The following is a 14,806-nucleotide window of genomic DNA, read 5'->3' as shown; positions in this document are numbered from 1 at the left end:
GTTTCAGAATTCTTTTGCCGTTATTACCTAACAGAATACATATTTAGTTTTGCAATGCCAGCCGCCAGTTGTGTACATCAGACTGGCGGCTTTGTTCGAAATTTTCCAGCATTTCCAGTTCAAAACGGGAAAAACCTGCTTGTTCTCGTGCTTCGATATTTACATAACCTCGGAAAATAAATAAATCATAACGGCTGAGTAAACGCCGAAATAAAGCCTGTGGTTCTAGCCCTCGTTGTGCGCATAAATACTGATACCAATAATTTCCCACTTGAACATGGCCTACTTCTTCGCGGTAGATAATATCTAATACTGCACAGGTATGCTCATCTCCTTTTTGTGCAATTTTAGAGCGCATTCCTGGGGTAACATCCAGCCCACGTGCTTCCAAAACGCGTGGTACCAAAGCCATCCGCAGCAGTGGGTCGAATGCGGTTTTATAGGCCATGTCCCATAAATGATTGTGCGCAGCAAAGTCACCATAATCATAGCCGAAAGCTTGCAGACGTTGCCGCATAAGCTGAAAATGATGTGCTTCTTCAGCTGCAATACGTACCCAGTCGCGGGTAAATTCTTCTGGCATGAGACGAAAGCGGTAGGCTGCGTCTAGCGCCAGATTGATTGCATTAAATTCAATATGACAAACGGCGTGTAATAAAGCCGCATATCCTTCCTCGATTGAAAATTTACGGCTTTTCACTTTAGAAGGTGGTACCAGCTTAGGTCTTGCGGGATGGCCGGCAAAACGAAAATCACGTATAACAGCCGTTACCTCCCTCTTCAGAGCATTGGCTGGTGTTTGAATACATAATTTATGAGCAGTATGGCTCAAAGAACATTTTTCATCAGGCAAAGTACTTAACAAAGCTGATTCCAATAAGGCAGCAATGGACATTTTCACAGAAAGGGGTAAAAAACTGAGCATTCAGTATACATGCGCTGCAGTAACAAAATAAACTTTGATTTAAACTGAATTTACATTTTAGATAGTGTTTATCGCTGCTTAGTTTTACAATACACAGAATTAATTTTCTCTAGAGGTTAAATTTATGAAAACAACACGTATACTTAAAGTGGCTCTGCTTAGTCTGTCATTGTCTGCCGCCCTACCAGCTTTGGCCGATCATCAATGGCAAACCTGTGCTGAAAAACAGCAACAGATTGATAATCAAATGCAATATGCCCGCGCTAATAATAATCAAAGACAGATTAACCGTCTTAATGCACAAAAAGCCGATATTGCGCAAAATTGTAACAACAATGATTTGCGTCAGAAATATCAGCAGAAAATCGCTAAGCTAAATAATAAAATTGATGAAACACAGCGTAAGCTAACAAAAGCTCAGGCAAAAGGCGACAACAATAAAGTAGCAGAGCTGCAAAACAAAATGAATGAAAATACAACCAAACTTCAACAGGCAAAACAGAATTATGCCCGTTTTGAGCAGGCTGCTAAACAGTAAAATAGGCTAATATCCACACCAATAAAAAAGCTGATTTATCCGCTTTTTTATTGGTATTTTTATGCCAAGTGCAGACGTGTCTAGGTCTTAGTCCAGAATGGCATGACCTATCAAACATTGATTTTCTGTTCCAACTTTATCTGTAAACAGCTAAAATATTCAATAATTGTTAAGCAAAGGAGTATTTAATGCGGATTTTGTCTCAGGCTGTACTCAGCGGCATTTTGGCTTTCAGTACTGCATGGGTTAATGCAGGCGGACTGGAAACTTTGCAAAAATTCAATGCTGATACAGATGGTATTTCCGGACAGTTTAGTCAGTCAGTGAAAAGTAAAAAGCGAACTCAGACAACTGCGGGTATTTTTGCTATTCAGCGGCCGGGGCTGTTTCGCTGGGAATACACCCAGCCCTATAAACAGATAATAGTAGGTGATGGAAACACTGTCTGGCTTTATGATCAGGATCTGGCTCAAGTCACAAAACGTGCTCAAAATCAGACAATTGGCGATTCTCCAGCAGCCATTCTATCTAATAAAACAGCCTTAAATGCCAACTATTCATTATCTGATGATGGTAGCAGCAACGGTATTGACTATGTCCGTGCCTTACCTAAACGTAGTAATACAGGCTATCAGAATATTCGTATCGGTTTTAAAGGTGAGAATCTGGCTAATATGCAGCTAAAGGATAGCTTTGGTAATCTGACTACGATTACATTCAGTAAAATCAATACGCATCCACAATTAAACCGGGCACAGTTCAAGTTTACACCTCCCAAAGGTGTAGACGTTCTAACTCAGTAAGTAAACTTATAACAAGGCAAACAGACAGGTTAAACCTGTCTGTTTTTTTGCATTAGCAGCGATGAACAAATGTCCGTCCATTGTGACTACTTCGACACCAACGCGGCCGGAACATCATCCAGTCCATATCATTGTCCCATCTACGTTGCATGGCCCAGCTACGCGCCTGCTCTAGCTTCACCTGATTGATATAATTATTCCATGCCAGCTTGTAGCAGCTTTGAAAAATAGGCAAGTTTACTTTCTGCATGTACTCTTGAGCTATTTTGGCATTAGCAGGGTCAGAAAAAAAAGCTGGATTCTGCATCTGAGCCTGCATCAGCTCAGCGGTGCGAGGGTCGCACTGAGCAGCTAGATCAAGTTGTAATTTTTGCTGTGCAGCTTTCTCTGCCGCAGCCCGTGCTGCTTTTTGCTCTGGGGTAGCACATGCAGCCAGTATGAAAGCTGTCAGGATATATATAGATAGTTTACGCCAGTGCATGTTGAATCCTTCAAATCAGCCGTTTATTTATTTTATCCATTATACGCCAGTATATTATGGCGTTCAGTTGCTGGTAAACTAAAGTAATGCTGGTTTACGCTGCCAATAAGGCCGGTAGTTTTGTAATAACTTCCAATGTAGTGGGTGTGAAGATAGAGTTGTCTGTAATCCTCCCTGCCGGTCGGTGCGTAATAGAGTAACACCTTCTTGTTTCAGTAACTGTTGAACCTCTGTGTGAGGATGGCTATAAGAATTGGCAAAGCCGGCACTGGCTACTGCATAGATAGGAGCCACAGTACGAAGAAAGTTTTTTTCACTGGAATGTTTACTACCATGATGGCCTAATACAAGAATCTGACTAAATAAATCATCACCATAAGCCTCTACTAAAGCTCGTTCTCCTTGTTTTCCCAGATCTCCAGTTATTAGCAGTGCCTTATCAGCGCTGATCACTCGCAAAACACAACTGTAATCATTTTTTTTATTATTCTGTGTTACTGGTAGATTCAAAAACTCAAACCATACTCCATCCCATTTCCAGTTTTCACCACCTAGGCAGGGTTGCACCGGAAAGTTATAGGCTTTGCTCTGTCCAGCAATAATTTTCAGTGGTTGCAGCTGTTGCCTAATTAACGAAGCACCACCATCATGATCATTATCATGGTGTGACAATATCAGCGTATCCAAACGATTGATACCAGCCGCACGCAGGTTGGGCATAAGCACAGACTGTGCCGCGTAAGCTGTACCAGTATCAAATAGCAATTCATGTCTGGCGGTAGTAATGCTGATGGCTAGTCCCTGCCCTACATCCCATATTTTGATATTAGTTTCGCCAAAAGCCGGTTTAGGAGGCCGGTAACACAGCAATAAAAGCAAAATAAGCAAACACAAAGGCCGCAAATACCAGCCTTTAGGCAAAAGTAACAACATAACTGCAACAGCAGCAATCAACCACAAGGCTAACGGTGCCTGTGCCGGATAGTATTCTGGAGCGTAATCAGCAATCCAATGCAGCATACGCATGGTTCGCTCAGCCAGATAAGCCGCCATCGTGCGTAAGATATCTAATGGCAATATCAACGAAAGCAAAGCCAGTGGTACCAGTACCAAGGTAAACCAGGGAATGGCAACAGCGTTAACCAGTGGCGAGATAATGGCTACCGAACCGAAACAATAAGCCACCAGCACCACGGAAGCCATACCGGCAGCCCATTGACCCTGTACCATCTGCCGCCATTTAGCATGCTGACTATTACCGTCACCTGCCCACATCAGCACTGCTACCAACAGAAAAGAAAGCCAGAAACCCACGCTTAATGACGCTAGCGGGTCAAACAGCAGCACTAATGCTATGGTCAGCCACCACACTTGAAAAGCGCGTAAATAACCGCGACGCCACGTAAGTGCCAGTATAATAATCATCAGCATACTCCGCTGTGTAGGTACAGCAAAGCCGGCCAGAGCGCTGTAAACAATGGCAGTTATAACTGCTGTAGAGCGCGTATATATCCACGGCTGATGGATTCGTACCGGCATATACTGCAAGCACTTGCTGCATAGCCATCCTGCCAGCATAGCCAACATCCCCACATGCAATCCGGAAATACTGACTAAATGATTTAGTCCCAACGGGCGGAATATCTGCCATGCGCTTGCTGGTAATGCAGATTGTTCCCCCACAGCAAGCGCTTTCAGGAGAGCTACACCTTGCGGATATTTTTGCTCCTGATTATGCCAACGTGCGCTGCACCACATGCGCCACTTAGCAAGTTTTATTTTCCAATCTGAAGCAGCTGTTAAAGCTTTACGTTGTCCCTTAACGACATTAGCCATAGCTCCGATACCATTACTGAGCGCCCACGCTTCACGATTGAACCCAATCATATTGTTTTCCCCGATAACAGCGCGAACTTTGGCCTTAATCTCCCATCGGCTCCCCACTGGCCATTCTTGCCTGCTGTAATCAGTAATCAACCATTGTTGCTGCCGGCCGTCGGGTAGGTTTACTTGAGCAACAAAGCGGCTGCGTTGTGTATCCTGCTGCGGTATATCTTTAACCTGAATAGTCACAATCTGTAGTTGAGCCTTATCGGTTATTGGCCACTGCTGTTGTAAGACTGTATCGGTGCGCCATAACCCAAAAATTACACCTGCACATAGTGCTGCAACACAACGACACCACAGCCAACCAGAACACACAAACAGTATCAACAATACGAAAAAAACACTAATCCATGGCCAGATATAAGCCTGAGGTAGTAAAAAAGAACCGCAAACACCTGTTACCCACCATGTCAGCCACGCACAGAAAAAACGGAAACTGGCCATACAGAAAGCTATAACTTCCTAAAACGTTATAAGAATATTGATCAAGGTACAGATTATACCAAATAGATTAACATAAAAATTTATTTGTAATTATTAATTATTCATTAGTTATAAATTGCAAATAAGAAATTAAATCGATTTTGCTGATATGGTAATGTGAATCTTCAAAAATTCGGTAAACCAATGCTTGCAGAATCTAAAATAAAAGGTTCTCTATTATTTTTATTTAATATCAAAAATTTAAAATCAAACAAATTAATTGTATACGAAAATATAAATACATACATTTGATCAATTCAGCATACCGATGCTGACGATACAAATCAAACACATATAACATTTAATAAAGATGTATCTCAGACATCATCAAACCAATTCTGAATCTTTGTTTGCCCCTTAAAATAAAATTTAATCAACATCAGTAATAGCCACTGTGAAAACAACCAAATATGGGTATAATATAAAGTTTGATATTTGTAATCAGAACAGATTAAAAGGACTTTCTCAAAATATGGCACCACAGCCTGCCGAGGGCGGAAAACTAAAAAAATCTCTGAAAAAGTACATGCTCACCGGCGTGCTGGTCTGGTTGCCCATTATTGTCACCATTTGGGTAATCAGCTATATCATCGGCATGGCTGATGAGCTGGTGAATATTTTACCGGCACGTTGGCAGCCACAGGCACTTTTCGGTTTTAAAATTCATGGTCTGGGTCTTGTAGCAGCTATAATCGTGGTTTTCTTCACTGGCCTATTGGCTGCAAATATGCTCGGACGTAAAATATTTGCCGCATGGGACGCCTTGTGGGGACGTATTCCGGTAGTGAAAAGTATCTATTCTGGCGTAAAAAAAGTTTCTGAATCTCTTTTGTCAGATTCGCGCCAGTCATTTAAAACACCGGTTCTCATTCCGTTTCCGCAACCCAATATCTGGACAATCGGATTTGTATCTGGACATATACCGGATAATATTGCGTCGGCATTGCCAAAGCAGTCTGATGCTACCCAGTCCAATGAATATATTTCGGTTTACGTGCCCACTACTCCCAATCCCACTGGTGGCTACTATATTATGGTCAACAGTAAAGATGTACGTGAAATTGATATGAGTGTGGACGATGCACTGAAATATGTTATTTCATTGGGAATGGTGCAGCCGGATGAACCACCGCACAACCAATCTTTACAGGCAATATTTTCTTTACATAAGCCTGCCAGACCAAATTAGCATACAACTGGCCGGAATGGATATTCCTGATAACACAATTAACCGTAATCACAGTAACAAAGGCATCAAAATGCGAACCAACTATTGTGGCTTAATCAACGAACAATACCTCGACCAAACCGTCACCGTGAAGGGTTGGGTTCATCGCCGCCGAGACCATGGCGGAGTGATATTCATAGATCTGCGTGACCGAGAAGGCATTGTACAGGTTGTAATTGATCCGGATACACCGCAAGCATTCAGCTTGGCTGATTCTGCACGTAATGAATACGTATTGAGCATTACCGGCCGCGTGCGCGCACGTCCGGAAGGTACTAAAAATGACAAAATGATTTCTGGTGGCATTGAATTGCTTGCCAAAGAAATTGAGATTCTCAATACTGCAGCTACGCCCCCCTTCCTGATTGACGATGAAGGCATCAGCGAGAATGTTCGTCTGACCAACCGCGTTATCGATTTACGCCGTCCAGTAATGCAAAATAATTTGCGTTTGCGCTATCGTGTTGCTATGGCCGTGCGCAGCTATTTAGATAGCCAAGGTTTTATCGATATTGAAACACCGATGCTTACCCGCTCCACTCCAGAAGGTGCGCGTGATTATCTGGTGCCCAGCCGTGTATTCCCAGGTGAATTCTTCGCTTTACCGCAATCACCGCAATTATTCAAACAATTACTGATGGTGGCCGGTTTTGACCGCTATTATCAGATTGTTAAATGTTTCCGTGATGAGGATTTACGTGCTGACCGTCAGCCGGAATTTACCCAGATCGACCTTGAAACATCGTTTCTGAACGAAAACGAAATCATGGACATCACTGAAAACATGGTAAAACTGGTATTTCAGAAAGCCTTGTCCGTTGAATTGCCTACATTTCCTCGCATGAGCTGGCATGATGCTATGTTCCTTTATGGTTCAGACAAACCGGATTTACGTGTTAGCCTGCAATTTACCGAACTCACCGACGTAATGAAAACGGAAGAATTCAAAGTATTCCGTGCGGCTGCCGACATGAAAAATGGCCGTGTTGTAGCTTTGCGTGTACCGAACGGTGCCTCTTTGAGCCGTAAGGAGATTGATACCTATACTGAATTTGTGGGTATTTATGGAGCCAAAGGTCTGGCTTATATCAAAGTTAATGATATTAGCAAAGTAAATAACAGCGAAGACAGTGGTTTACAGTCACCAATTGTGAAATTCCTGTCAGACACCGCGTTGCAATCAATTATTAACAAAACCGGTGCTCAAAATGGCGATATTATCTTCTTTGGTGCCGATAAAGCCAAAGTGGTAAACGAAGCTATTGGTGCTTTGCGAATCAAAATTGGCCACGAACATGGTGCTGCCAATGGTTACTTTACTGATGAATGGCGCCCGTTATGGGTAGTTGATTTCCCCATGTTTGAATATGATGAGGAAGAACAACGCTGGTCTGCTATGCACCATCCGTTCACCGCTCCTAAGGCTGGCCACGAAGACCTGCTCGCAAGCACTCCGGAAGAATGTATTGCCCGTGCTTACGATATGGTATTAAACGGCTGGGAAATCGGCGGTGGTTCTATCCGTATCCATCGCGCAGATATTCAGGAAAAAGTATTTGCTGCGCTAAAAATCACGCCTGAAGAGCAGCAGAATAAATTCGGCTTTTTACTGAATAATCTGAAATTTGGCGCTCCACCCCATGGCGGTCTGGCTTTCGGTTTAGATCGTTTGGTAACCTTAATGGCGGGTGCCGATTCCATTCGAGACGTGATTGCGTTCCCGAAAACCCAACGCTCACAAGACTTGCTGGTAGATGCACCAAACCATGTTGATGAAAAGCAACTGCGGGAACTAGGCTTGCGCCTGCGCCAGAAAGTACAAACTGAAGAACAGAATTAAAATGTTTTTCTGCAAAAAAACTGCCTGCAAATATCAGGCAGTTTTTTTATTGATATAAAATATAATAAATAGAAAAACATGCTATGAATTAGATATTAACATCTCTGTAACCAGACACCTGATTCAATATGCGGCGTGAACGGAAACTGGTCAAACATCGCAGCCTGCCTTACCTGATGTGTTGTTAACAAGGATTGTAGATTATCATGCAGGGTAACTGGGTTGCAGGATACATAAATTATATTGTCGAATTTCTGTAATAGTTGCAGCGTGTCTGCATCAATACCGGCTCGTGGTGGATCCACAAATACCGTACTGAATTCATAATCAGCCAAATTAATCTGTTCGCTGACAAGACGCTTAAAATCTCTTACACCGGTATAGGCTTCAGTAAATTCTTCAGCCGAAAGCCGTGCAATAGCTATATTCTGAATTTGGTTGGTATCTATATTCCAGCGGGCAGCCTGTACTGAGGTTTTTGATACTTCGGTAGCCAGTACGCGGCGGAAATGACGTGCCAATGGCAAGGTAAAATTTCCATTACCGCAATAAAGCTCCAGTAAATCTCCCATATGAATAGCTTTCGCAACATTTGTCGCCCAGCTAAGCATCGACTCACACACTACTGCATTAGGCTGGGTAAAGCCACCTTCCAATTGTTTGTACTGAAACACTTCATTATCTACGCTTAATCGTTCGATAACGTAATCGCGCTCAAGTACCACTTTTTGTCCACGGCTGCGTCCTATGATCTGAATACCCAGCTCAGAGGCTAAGACTTTAGCTGCCTGCATCCAGTCGTTATTCAGTTTTTTGTGATATATCAGGCTAACTAGCGTATCTCCAGCCAGTGTAGTCAGAAATTCTACCTGAAATAATCGTGATTTAAGTAACTCACTAGTCTGTATGCAATCAAGCAATACTGGCATCAGTGAATCGATATTTTTGTGAGCGACAGCAAAGTGCTGCAATTTTTGCACATTACCATTACCAGCCTTTTCCCATGGAGCAAACATGGCATAGCTGCATGTTTCGCCATCATGCCAGATGCGGAATTCAGCACGCATGCGATAATGTGATGCAGGTGAAGTAAAAACCTGCATCGCAGGAAAAGCACAGTCGGCAAATAATTTATTCAGATAAAATTGTTTCTCAGTAAGCTGTTGCTGGTAGGCGGCAGAGGTCATGGAGTTTTGTCAGGCAAAGCAAAAAGGGAGCCATTATAACAAACCCTTGTCTACTCCCGCACATCCCGCAGTGTTTGCTGACCATAATCGTCTGCAGCGATCATGGCCGCAATCTTCTGTGCGGTTTCGGCTGCACTCTGCAACTGGCTATTTGTTTTCATGTTAATAAAATTGTTTACCATGGGAAATTTGGCGGCATCTGCTGTACGGATGCATTGCTGCATATTGGTATCCACTACACCAGGTGCAATACTGGCAATACGCACGCGTGGATGCTGCTCCGCAGCAATGACAGCCGCATGCTGATCCAAAGCTGCCTTAGTGGCACCATATACACTCCAGCCGGCAATGGGATGGCGACCGGCACCGCTGCTGATATGGGCAATGCGTATAGAAGCTTTGGTGGCAGCTGCAATTACTGCATTAGTGAGCAGCATAGGCGCAGTGATGTTTACAGCTATGGCTTTGGAAATGGCATCACAGCCTTGCTGACCCGCCAGAGCATTTGGCTCCACTATTCCGGCATTATTTATCAGCGTGACCTCATTTTTATTTTCCAGTCCGTTTTGCCAACTGGCCGATTGCACCAGTGTGGATATAGCTTCAGTATTGGCAAAATCAATAGCATATTGTAATAGCCTTTCCGGCGGATTATCCCAGCCATGGCGCGATAATCCGATCACCTTAACCTCTTGATTCAGATAATATTCAGCCAATGCGCGCCCCAATCCTCGGCTATGTCCAGTGATTATGACACAATTTTGCATATTGATTTCCCTTTCCAGTATTTTGCTCATTCCATGCAGAAAAGAATATCTACTGAGCTAATCAAATTATATTTATTCTAAAACAGCCCCAGATAAATTTTCCAGCTAAAAGATAGCAAAAACAAACTAATTTTTAACACTTACTGATATTTAATTTGTAAACATTGTTGATTCAACAATTTAATTAAATTTTGAATTAATATCTACACATAATATCGCTGAAATAAATAAAATTTCTAACCCTTTGATTGGCTCGATTCTAATAAATTTTCTCATATAAAGCAGTAAATACATTATTGCTTTTACCTGATAAAAAAATTTAATTTATAAATGAAAAATAAACTAATTCAAAGAGATGTAATTCAAAATTTATTATTTTAATATAAAAATATATTCAAAACGGTTGACAACAAAGTTTTACATATTAAGATGCACTGTAATTATCAGATTGACACCAAAAGGAAATTTATATGTCATTAGGTGCTATTCGCCATAACTGGGCATTGCCGGAAGTTATGGAATTATTAAAATTGCCGTTTAATGATTTAATTTTTATGGCACAAACTGTGCACAGACAAAACTTTCCAGCCAATCAAATACAAATATCGACACTTTTATCTATCAAAACAGGTGCCTGTCCTGAAGATTGCAAGTATTGTCCCCAATCAGGCCATTATAATACCGGGCTGAATAAAGAAAAATTGCTTGAAGTACAGAAAGTAATTGATAAAGCGAAAGCTGCTAAAGAAGCAGGTTCCACTCGTTTCTGCATGGGTGCAGCATGGAAGCATCCTACTATTAAAGACATGCACTATGTTTTAGAAATGGTAAAAGGAGTAAAAGCATTGGGAATGGAAACCTGTATGACATTGGGTAGTTTGACGCAAGAACAGGCAACCGCCCTTGCCGATGCGGGATTGGACTACTATAACCATAACCTTGATACTTCACCTGAATTTTATGGTCATATAATTACTACTCGTACTTATAGCGAAAGATTACAAACACTAGCTTATATCAGAGCAGCCGGTGTGAAAATTTGCTGTGGCGGCATTCTTGGCATGGGTGAGTCAATTAAAGATCGAGCAAATCTGTTAATTCAATTAGCCAACTTATCAGAACATCCAGAGAGTGTACCCATTAATAATTTAGTTAAGGTTAAAGGTACCCCACTGGAAAATGAAAAAGATATTGATCCGTTCGATTTTATTAGAGTCCTAGCTGTAGCCCGTATTATGATGCCAAAATCCCATGTTCGCTTATCCGCAGGAAGGGAAAAGATGAATGAACAAACTCAAGCTCTTGCATTTTTAGCCGGCGCTAATTCATTATTTTATGGCGATAGGTTATTAACAACTGCAAATCCTCAGGTAGAAAAGGATCAGGCTCTTTTCCAGAAGCTCGGGATTATTCCAGAAAAACATGAGGATCACAGCGATGAAATTCATCTAGCAGCCATCGCTCAGGCCGTTAATGAACAAAGACAGATTAATAACTCAAACAAAACTTCAGTTTCCTAACTAGAAATCAAAACCTAAAAGTTTTTAACTGAAATTAAAAACATCTTTTTTCGATATCCTGCCGTTAAATATAAGGATGAATATTTAAGGATGAATATTTAATGTGATGTCGTTCGATTTTATTTAAAAATAATACTATTTTAAAATAATGAGACATAATTTATTCACTTGAATCAAATTGAATTATAGTAAGATAAAGTGCATTAATTTTGTTTTGACATATGAATACCTTAATGACCACGCCCCCATTACCACATAAAACGATTACTTTCTTAAAACAAATTAATATACATAATGTGGAAGATTTGCGGCGCCGTGGCCCGATTACAACTTTTTTACAACTGCGAAATATTAGTACAGGTACTACTGAAAGAGTATTATGGCAATTGATTGCACTGGCTGAAAACTGTAATGTTCAAAGCATAGGCACAGAAGAGAAAGAAAATTGGCGACAACAACTCAAACAACATCCGCCAGTAGCAATATTTCCAGCAAAAGAAAACATGGAATTTTGGATGCGTCATGCATTAATGGCAGCGCATCAGGCACAGTTATTGGATGAAGTACCTGTTGGCGCGGTAGTTGTTTATAAAAATAATATTATTGGTCTAGGCTACAATCGTTGCATCACTGATCATAATGTGAGTCATCACGCGGAAATTCAGGCACTGACAGAAGCAAGCCAAAAACAAAAGAACTATCGTTTACAGAAATGTGACGTTTACGTGACTCTTGAGCCTTGTGCCATGTGTGCCAGTGCTTTGATTCAGGCTCGAGTACATAGAGTTATTTATGGCGCTGCAGAACCCAAAACTGGTGCAGCCGGCAGTGTGATAGATTTATTTGCCGATCGCCGGCTTAATCAGCACACTGCCATTCTAGGCGGAATAATGGAATCAGAATCGCGACAAATATTACAACAGTTTTTCTGTAAAAGGCGTTCATCTTCTTTTTCCACAGAAGACAATTCAATCTGAACTATAGATAGATATTTGAATAATTACTGCCGCGTTTGCATCTTAAATATGCATCATTTATTCTATTATCAATCACATCAAATCGTAGCCAAATTTACCAATCATAATACATAGTAGAACAATAAATCCTTTGCGTAGTAATTTAGTACCGCCACGCATGGCCAGTCTGGCTCCAATTAGCCCGCCCGTTAAATTAGCTATGGCCAGAGGAATTGCCCAATGCCATATTACATAGTGATGAGGAATAAAAAAGCACAAAGCCGCAAAATTTGTGGTCAGGTTGATAACTTTGGATGAAGCCGTAGCAGTAATAAAATCAAAGGCGAAAAACCGCACAAACACAAAAGCCAGTAAACTGCCGGTGCCTGGGCCAAAAACGCCATCGTATAAGCCGATAAGAGCACCGATTATCAAACCATGTATGTATTCGCGCTTTGTAAGCACACTTAGGCGCTCAACTTGTCCAAGGTCTTTTTTCAGAAACGTATATGCCGCCATCACGATTAAAATAACCAGAATAGACGGCTTAATCCATGACGTTGGCAAGTATACAACAATATGAGAGCCCAGATACGAAAAACCAAATGCAAGTACAGCTGCAGGTATCAGCATAGCCCAGGGTACAGATATGCGGCGAGTATATTGAGCAGTGGCCACTAGTGTGCCACTGGCTGAAGCGAATTTATTCACCCCCAAAACAACTGGAGCGGGAGTTTGTGCTGGCAGTACACCAAAGAGGCCAGGTATCTGCAACAGCCCACCCCCACCCACTGCAGCATCCATCAGACCAGCACTAAATCCTAGAATTAACAGCCACCAAATATGGGCATCATTTAACCAATCCACATATCTTCCTGTCTAGCGCATAGCGCGAGTTGTGATGCGCTGCATTAATTCATTGTGGTTCCGCGGCAAGCCGTCTTCACAGAAGGTCTGATACAGTACAGAGCGCACTCTATCCAGTTCATTCAGTGAAGTACCGATTACCTTCCATTGGCCATTGCGTGGCTGGATCCAGCGTTTGTTAACATCATCACCAAAGCCGAATACTTTCATGCGTCGTGTAGGACAATGAATCGCTTCTGCTGAAAGATTGTTAATGCCCTGCGCAGATTGCTGATTCAGAATATAGTGCACAGTTCGATCGGGATTGATGGAAATGCTGTTGAGCAAAAGCTTGGGGTGGCCGCTGTAAGTCTGGTTGATATATACATCTACCCACTGCTGGTTACCTGCAGGATAGGCGGGTAATGGTACAGCCTGCTCTTCCCATGCCTGATTTTCGTCTGGACCTATATAGTGTTCGTTATATAAGGTTTCCTTTCGTGCCAGTGCTAGAGCACATATACCAAGTAATAGGGTTGCAAGCACGGTTTTGGCAATATTCATACCAAATTCTCCGGAACAGAATATCTATTCAGTATTCTTGATTATGAAATCGTTCGGTACATAGCAGCTAATTTTCAGGCTGTCTACCCTTTCGAACAGACAGCCTGATGATTTTACTGATATTATAGTTTTAATGCTGCCAACACTTGAGTTTTCACTGCATCTACTGGCTGTGTACCGTCTACACGGATATAATCTGGCGCATTGTCACCATCCTGTTTGCCATAAAAATCAATCAGCACTTCTGTCTGCTCATGGTAAACCTGCAAACGCTTTTTGATGGTTTCTTCCTGATCATCGTCCCGTTGAATCAGCGGTTCGCCGGTTTCATCGTCTACGCCGTTGACTCTGGGTGGATTGTAAATCAGATGATAGGTACGCCCTGACGGTTGATGAACTCTGCGGCCGGATAGGCGTTCGATAATAACTTCATCTGGTACAGCGATTTCTACCACTGCATCCAAATGCACACCTGCTTTTTCCATTGCCTGAGCCTGAGCCAGCGTGCGCGGGAAGCCATCAAATAAGAAACCATTGGCACAATCTGGCTGAGCAATCCGTTCTTTAACCAAGCCAATAATAATATCGTCTCGTACCAATCCGCCGGCATCCATAATTTTTTTGGCCTCAACACCCAGAGGTGTGCCGGCTTTAACAGCCGCACGAAGCATGTCTCCGGTAGAAATCTGAGGAATATTGAAAGCAGCAGTAATGTATTGTGCCTGAGTGCCTTTTCCGGCTCCTGGCGCGCCTAACAATAGAATTTTCATTGCAACTCCTG

At 42.1% G+C, this 14,806-nt stretch carries 14 protein-coding genes; 6 read left to right on the top strand and 8 right to left on the bottom strand.

Annotation, left to right across the window (positions count from 1 at the left end):
• Positions 1 to 43 precede the first annotated feature (43 nt).
• Complete coding sequence (locus J3U67_RS01500; protein ID WP_416384668.1) at positions 44 to 925, bottom strand: ferritin-like domain-containing protein; 882 nt, start codon at positions 923 to 925, stop codon at positions 44 to 46.
• A 124-nt stretch (positions 926 to 1,049) separates the two neighbouring features.
• Between J3U67_RS01500 and J3U67_RS01495 the strand changes: the two genes are divergently transcribed.
• Together J3U67_RS01495 and lolA are read left to right on the top strand one after the other, a co-directional pair.
• On the top strand, positions 1,050 to 1,463 hold the full coding sequence (locus J3U67_RS01495) for a DUF1090 domain-containing protein (RefSeq protein ID WP_267390370.1): 414 nt from the start codon (positions 1,050 to 1,052) through the stop codon (positions 1,461 to 1,463).
• A 188-nt stretch (positions 1,464 to 1,651) separates the two neighbouring features.
• The gene (lolA, locus tag J3U67_RS01490) at positions 1,652 to 2,266 is read left to right on the top strand and encodes an outer membrane lipoprotein chaperone LolA (RefSeq protein ID WP_267390371.1); all 615 of its coding nucleotides are present in this window, start codon (positions 1,652 to 1,654) and stop codon (positions 2,264 to 2,266) included.
• 52 nt (positions 2,267 to 2,318) lie between these two features.
• Here lolA and J3U67_RS01485 read toward each other — a convergent pair whose 3' ends face one another.
• Both J3U67_RS01485 and J3U67_RS01480 read right to left on the bottom strand, forming a co-directional pair.
• Positions 2,319 to 2,747 (bottom strand): hypothetical protein, encoded by a 429-nt coding sequence (locus J3U67_RS01485; protein WP_267390372.1) that lies wholly within the window; start codon positions 2,745 to 2,747, stop codon positions 2,319 to 2,321.
• 78 nt (positions 2,748 to 2,825) lie between these two features.
• The gene (locus J3U67_RS01480) at positions 2,826 to 5,078 is read right to left on the bottom strand and encodes a DNA internalization-related competence protein ComEC/Rec2 (RefSeq protein WP_267403501.1); all 2,253 of its coding nucleotides are present in this window, start codon (positions 5,076 to 5,078) and stop codon (positions 2,826 to 2,828) included.
• 511 nt (positions 5,079 to 5,589) lie between these two features.
• Between J3U67_RS01480 and J3U67_RS01475 the strand changes: the two genes are divergently transcribed.
• Together J3U67_RS01475 and aspS are read left to right on the top strand one after the other, a co-directional pair.
• Positions 5,590 to 6,306, top strand: coding sequence for a DUF502 domain-containing protein (locus J3U67_RS01475; RefSeq protein WP_267390374.1), 717 nt, complete (start codon positions 5,590 to 5,592; stop codon positions 6,304 to 6,306).
• A gap of 70 nt (positions 6,307 to 6,376) precedes the next feature.
• Positions 6,377 to 8,185, top strand: a complete 1,809-nt coding sequence (gene aspS, locus J3U67_RS01470) for an aspartate--tRNA ligase (protein ID WP_267403499.1) — start codon at positions 6,377 to 6,379, stop codon at positions 8,183 to 8,185.
• Positions 8,186 to 8,280: 95 nt separating this feature from the next.
• Here the strand turns inward: aspS and trmA are convergent, their stop codons facing one another.
• Entirely contained in the window at positions 8,281 to 9,372 is a 1,092-nt protein-coding gene (gene trmA, locus J3U67_RS01465; protein WP_267403497.1) for a tRNA (uridine(54)-C5)-methyltransferase TrmA, read from the bottom strand.
• 50 nt (positions 9,373 to 9,422) lie between these two features.
• Positions 9,423 to 10,139 (bottom strand): SDR family NAD(P)-dependent oxidoreductase, encoded by a 717-nt coding sequence (locus J3U67_RS01460; protein ID WP_267403495.1) that lies wholly within the window; start codon positions 10,137 to 10,139, stop codon positions 9,423 to 9,425.
• Between the two features lie 470 nt (positions 10,140 to 10,609).
• Here J3U67_RS01460 and bioB point away from each other — a divergent pair, with 470 nt between their 5' ends.
• Together bioB and tadA are read left to right on the top strand one after the other, a co-directional pair.
• Positions 10,610 to 11,659, top strand: coding sequence for a biotin synthase BioB (bioB, locus tag J3U67_RS01455; RefSeq protein ID WP_267390377.1), 1,050 nt, complete (start codon positions 10,610 to 10,612; stop codon positions 11,657 to 11,659).
• 221 nt (positions 11,660 to 11,880) lie between these two features.
• Complete coding sequence (tadA, locus tag J3U67_RS01450; protein ID WP_267403493.1) at positions 11,881 to 12,636, top strand: tRNA adenosine(34) deaminase TadA; 756 nt, start codon at positions 11,881 to 11,883, stop codon at positions 12,634 to 12,636.
• Positions 12,637 to 12,708: 72 nt separating this feature from the next.
• On the opposite strand, the gene J3U67_RS01445 is transcribed toward tadA, so the two are convergent.
• The 3 genes from J3U67_RS01445 to adk form a co-directional block, all read right to left on the bottom strand.
• Positions 12,709 to 13,482 (bottom strand): sulfite exporter TauE/SafE family protein, encoded by a 774-nt coding sequence (locus J3U67_RS01445; RefSeq protein WP_267403491.1) that lies wholly within the window; start codon positions 13,480 to 13,482, stop codon positions 12,709 to 12,711.
• 12 nt (positions 13,483 to 13,494) lie between these two features.
• Positions 13,495 to 14,025: a CNP1-like family protein gene (locus tag J3U67_RS01440; protein WP_267390380.1), complete on the bottom strand. Its 531-nt coding sequence runs from the start codon at positions 14,023 to 14,025 to the stop codon at positions 13,495 to 13,497.
• A 122-nt stretch (positions 14,026 to 14,147) separates the two neighbouring features.
• Positions 14,148 to 14,795 (bottom strand): adenylate kinase, encoded by a 648-nt coding sequence (adk, locus tag J3U67_RS01435; protein ID WP_267390381.1) that lies wholly within the window; start codon positions 14,793 to 14,795, stop codon positions 14,148 to 14,150.
• Between the last annotated feature and the right edge of the window lie 11 nt (positions 14,796 to 14,806).

It is taken from the genome of Snodgrassella sp. B3837 (genome assembly GCF_026535955.1).
GTDB lineage: Bacteria > Pseudomonadota > Gammaproteobacteria > Burkholderiales > Neisseriaceae > Snodgrassella > Snodgrassella alvi_E.
This window is presented reverse-complemented; position numbering and strand designations above follow the sequence as displayed.

Bases quoted from the DNA above. Each gene is read 5' to 3' on its own strand.
- J3U67_RS01500 (WP_416384668.1), bottom strand. From the start codon at position 925: ATGCTCAGTTTTTTACCCCTTTCTGTGAAAATGTCCATTGCTGCCTTA.
- J3U67_RS01495 (WP_267390370.1), top strand. From the start codon at position 1,050: ATGAAAACAACACGTATACTTAAAGTGGCTCTGCTTAGTCTGTCATTG.
- lolA (WP_267390371.1), top strand. From the start codon at position 1,652: ATGCGGATTTTGTCTCAGGCTGTACTCAGCGGCATTTTGGCTTTCAGT.
- J3U67_RS01485 (WP_267390372.1), bottom strand. From the start codon at position 2,747: ATGCACTGGCGTAAACTATCTATATATATCCTGACAGCTTTCATACTG.
- J3U67_RS01480 (WP_267403501.1), bottom strand. From the start codon at position 5,078: ATGGCCAGTTTCCGTTTTTTCTGTGCGTGGCTGACATGGTGGGTAACA.
- J3U67_RS01475 (WP_267390374.1), top strand. From the start codon at position 5,590: ATGGCACCACAGCCTGCCGAGGGCGGAAAACTAAAAAAATCTCTGAAA.
- aspS (WP_267403499.1), top strand. From the start codon at position 6,377: ATGCGAACCAACTATTGTGGCTTAATCAACGAACAATACCTCGACCAA.
- trmA (WP_267403497.1), bottom strand. From the start codon at position 9,372: ATGACCTCTGCCGCCTACCAGCAACAGCTTACTGAGAAACAATTTTAT.
- J3U67_RS01460 (WP_267403495.1), bottom strand. From the start codon at position 10,139: ATGCAAAATTGTGTCATAATCACTGGACATAGCCGAGGATTGGGGCGC.
- bioB (WP_267390377.1), top strand. From the start codon at position 10,610: ATGTCATTAGGTGCTATTCGCCATAACTGGGCATTGCCGGAAGTTATG.
- tadA (WP_267403493.1), top strand. From the start codon at position 11,881: ATGAATACCTTAATGACCACGCCCCCATTACCACATAAAACGATTACT.
- J3U67_RS01440 (WP_267390380.1), bottom strand. From the start codon at position 14,025: ATGAATATTGCCAAAACCGTGCTTGCAACCCTATTACTTGGTATATGT.
- adk (WP_267390381.1), bottom strand. From the start codon at position 14,795: ATGAAAATTCTATTGTTAGGCGCGCCAGGAGCCGGAAAAGGCACTCAG.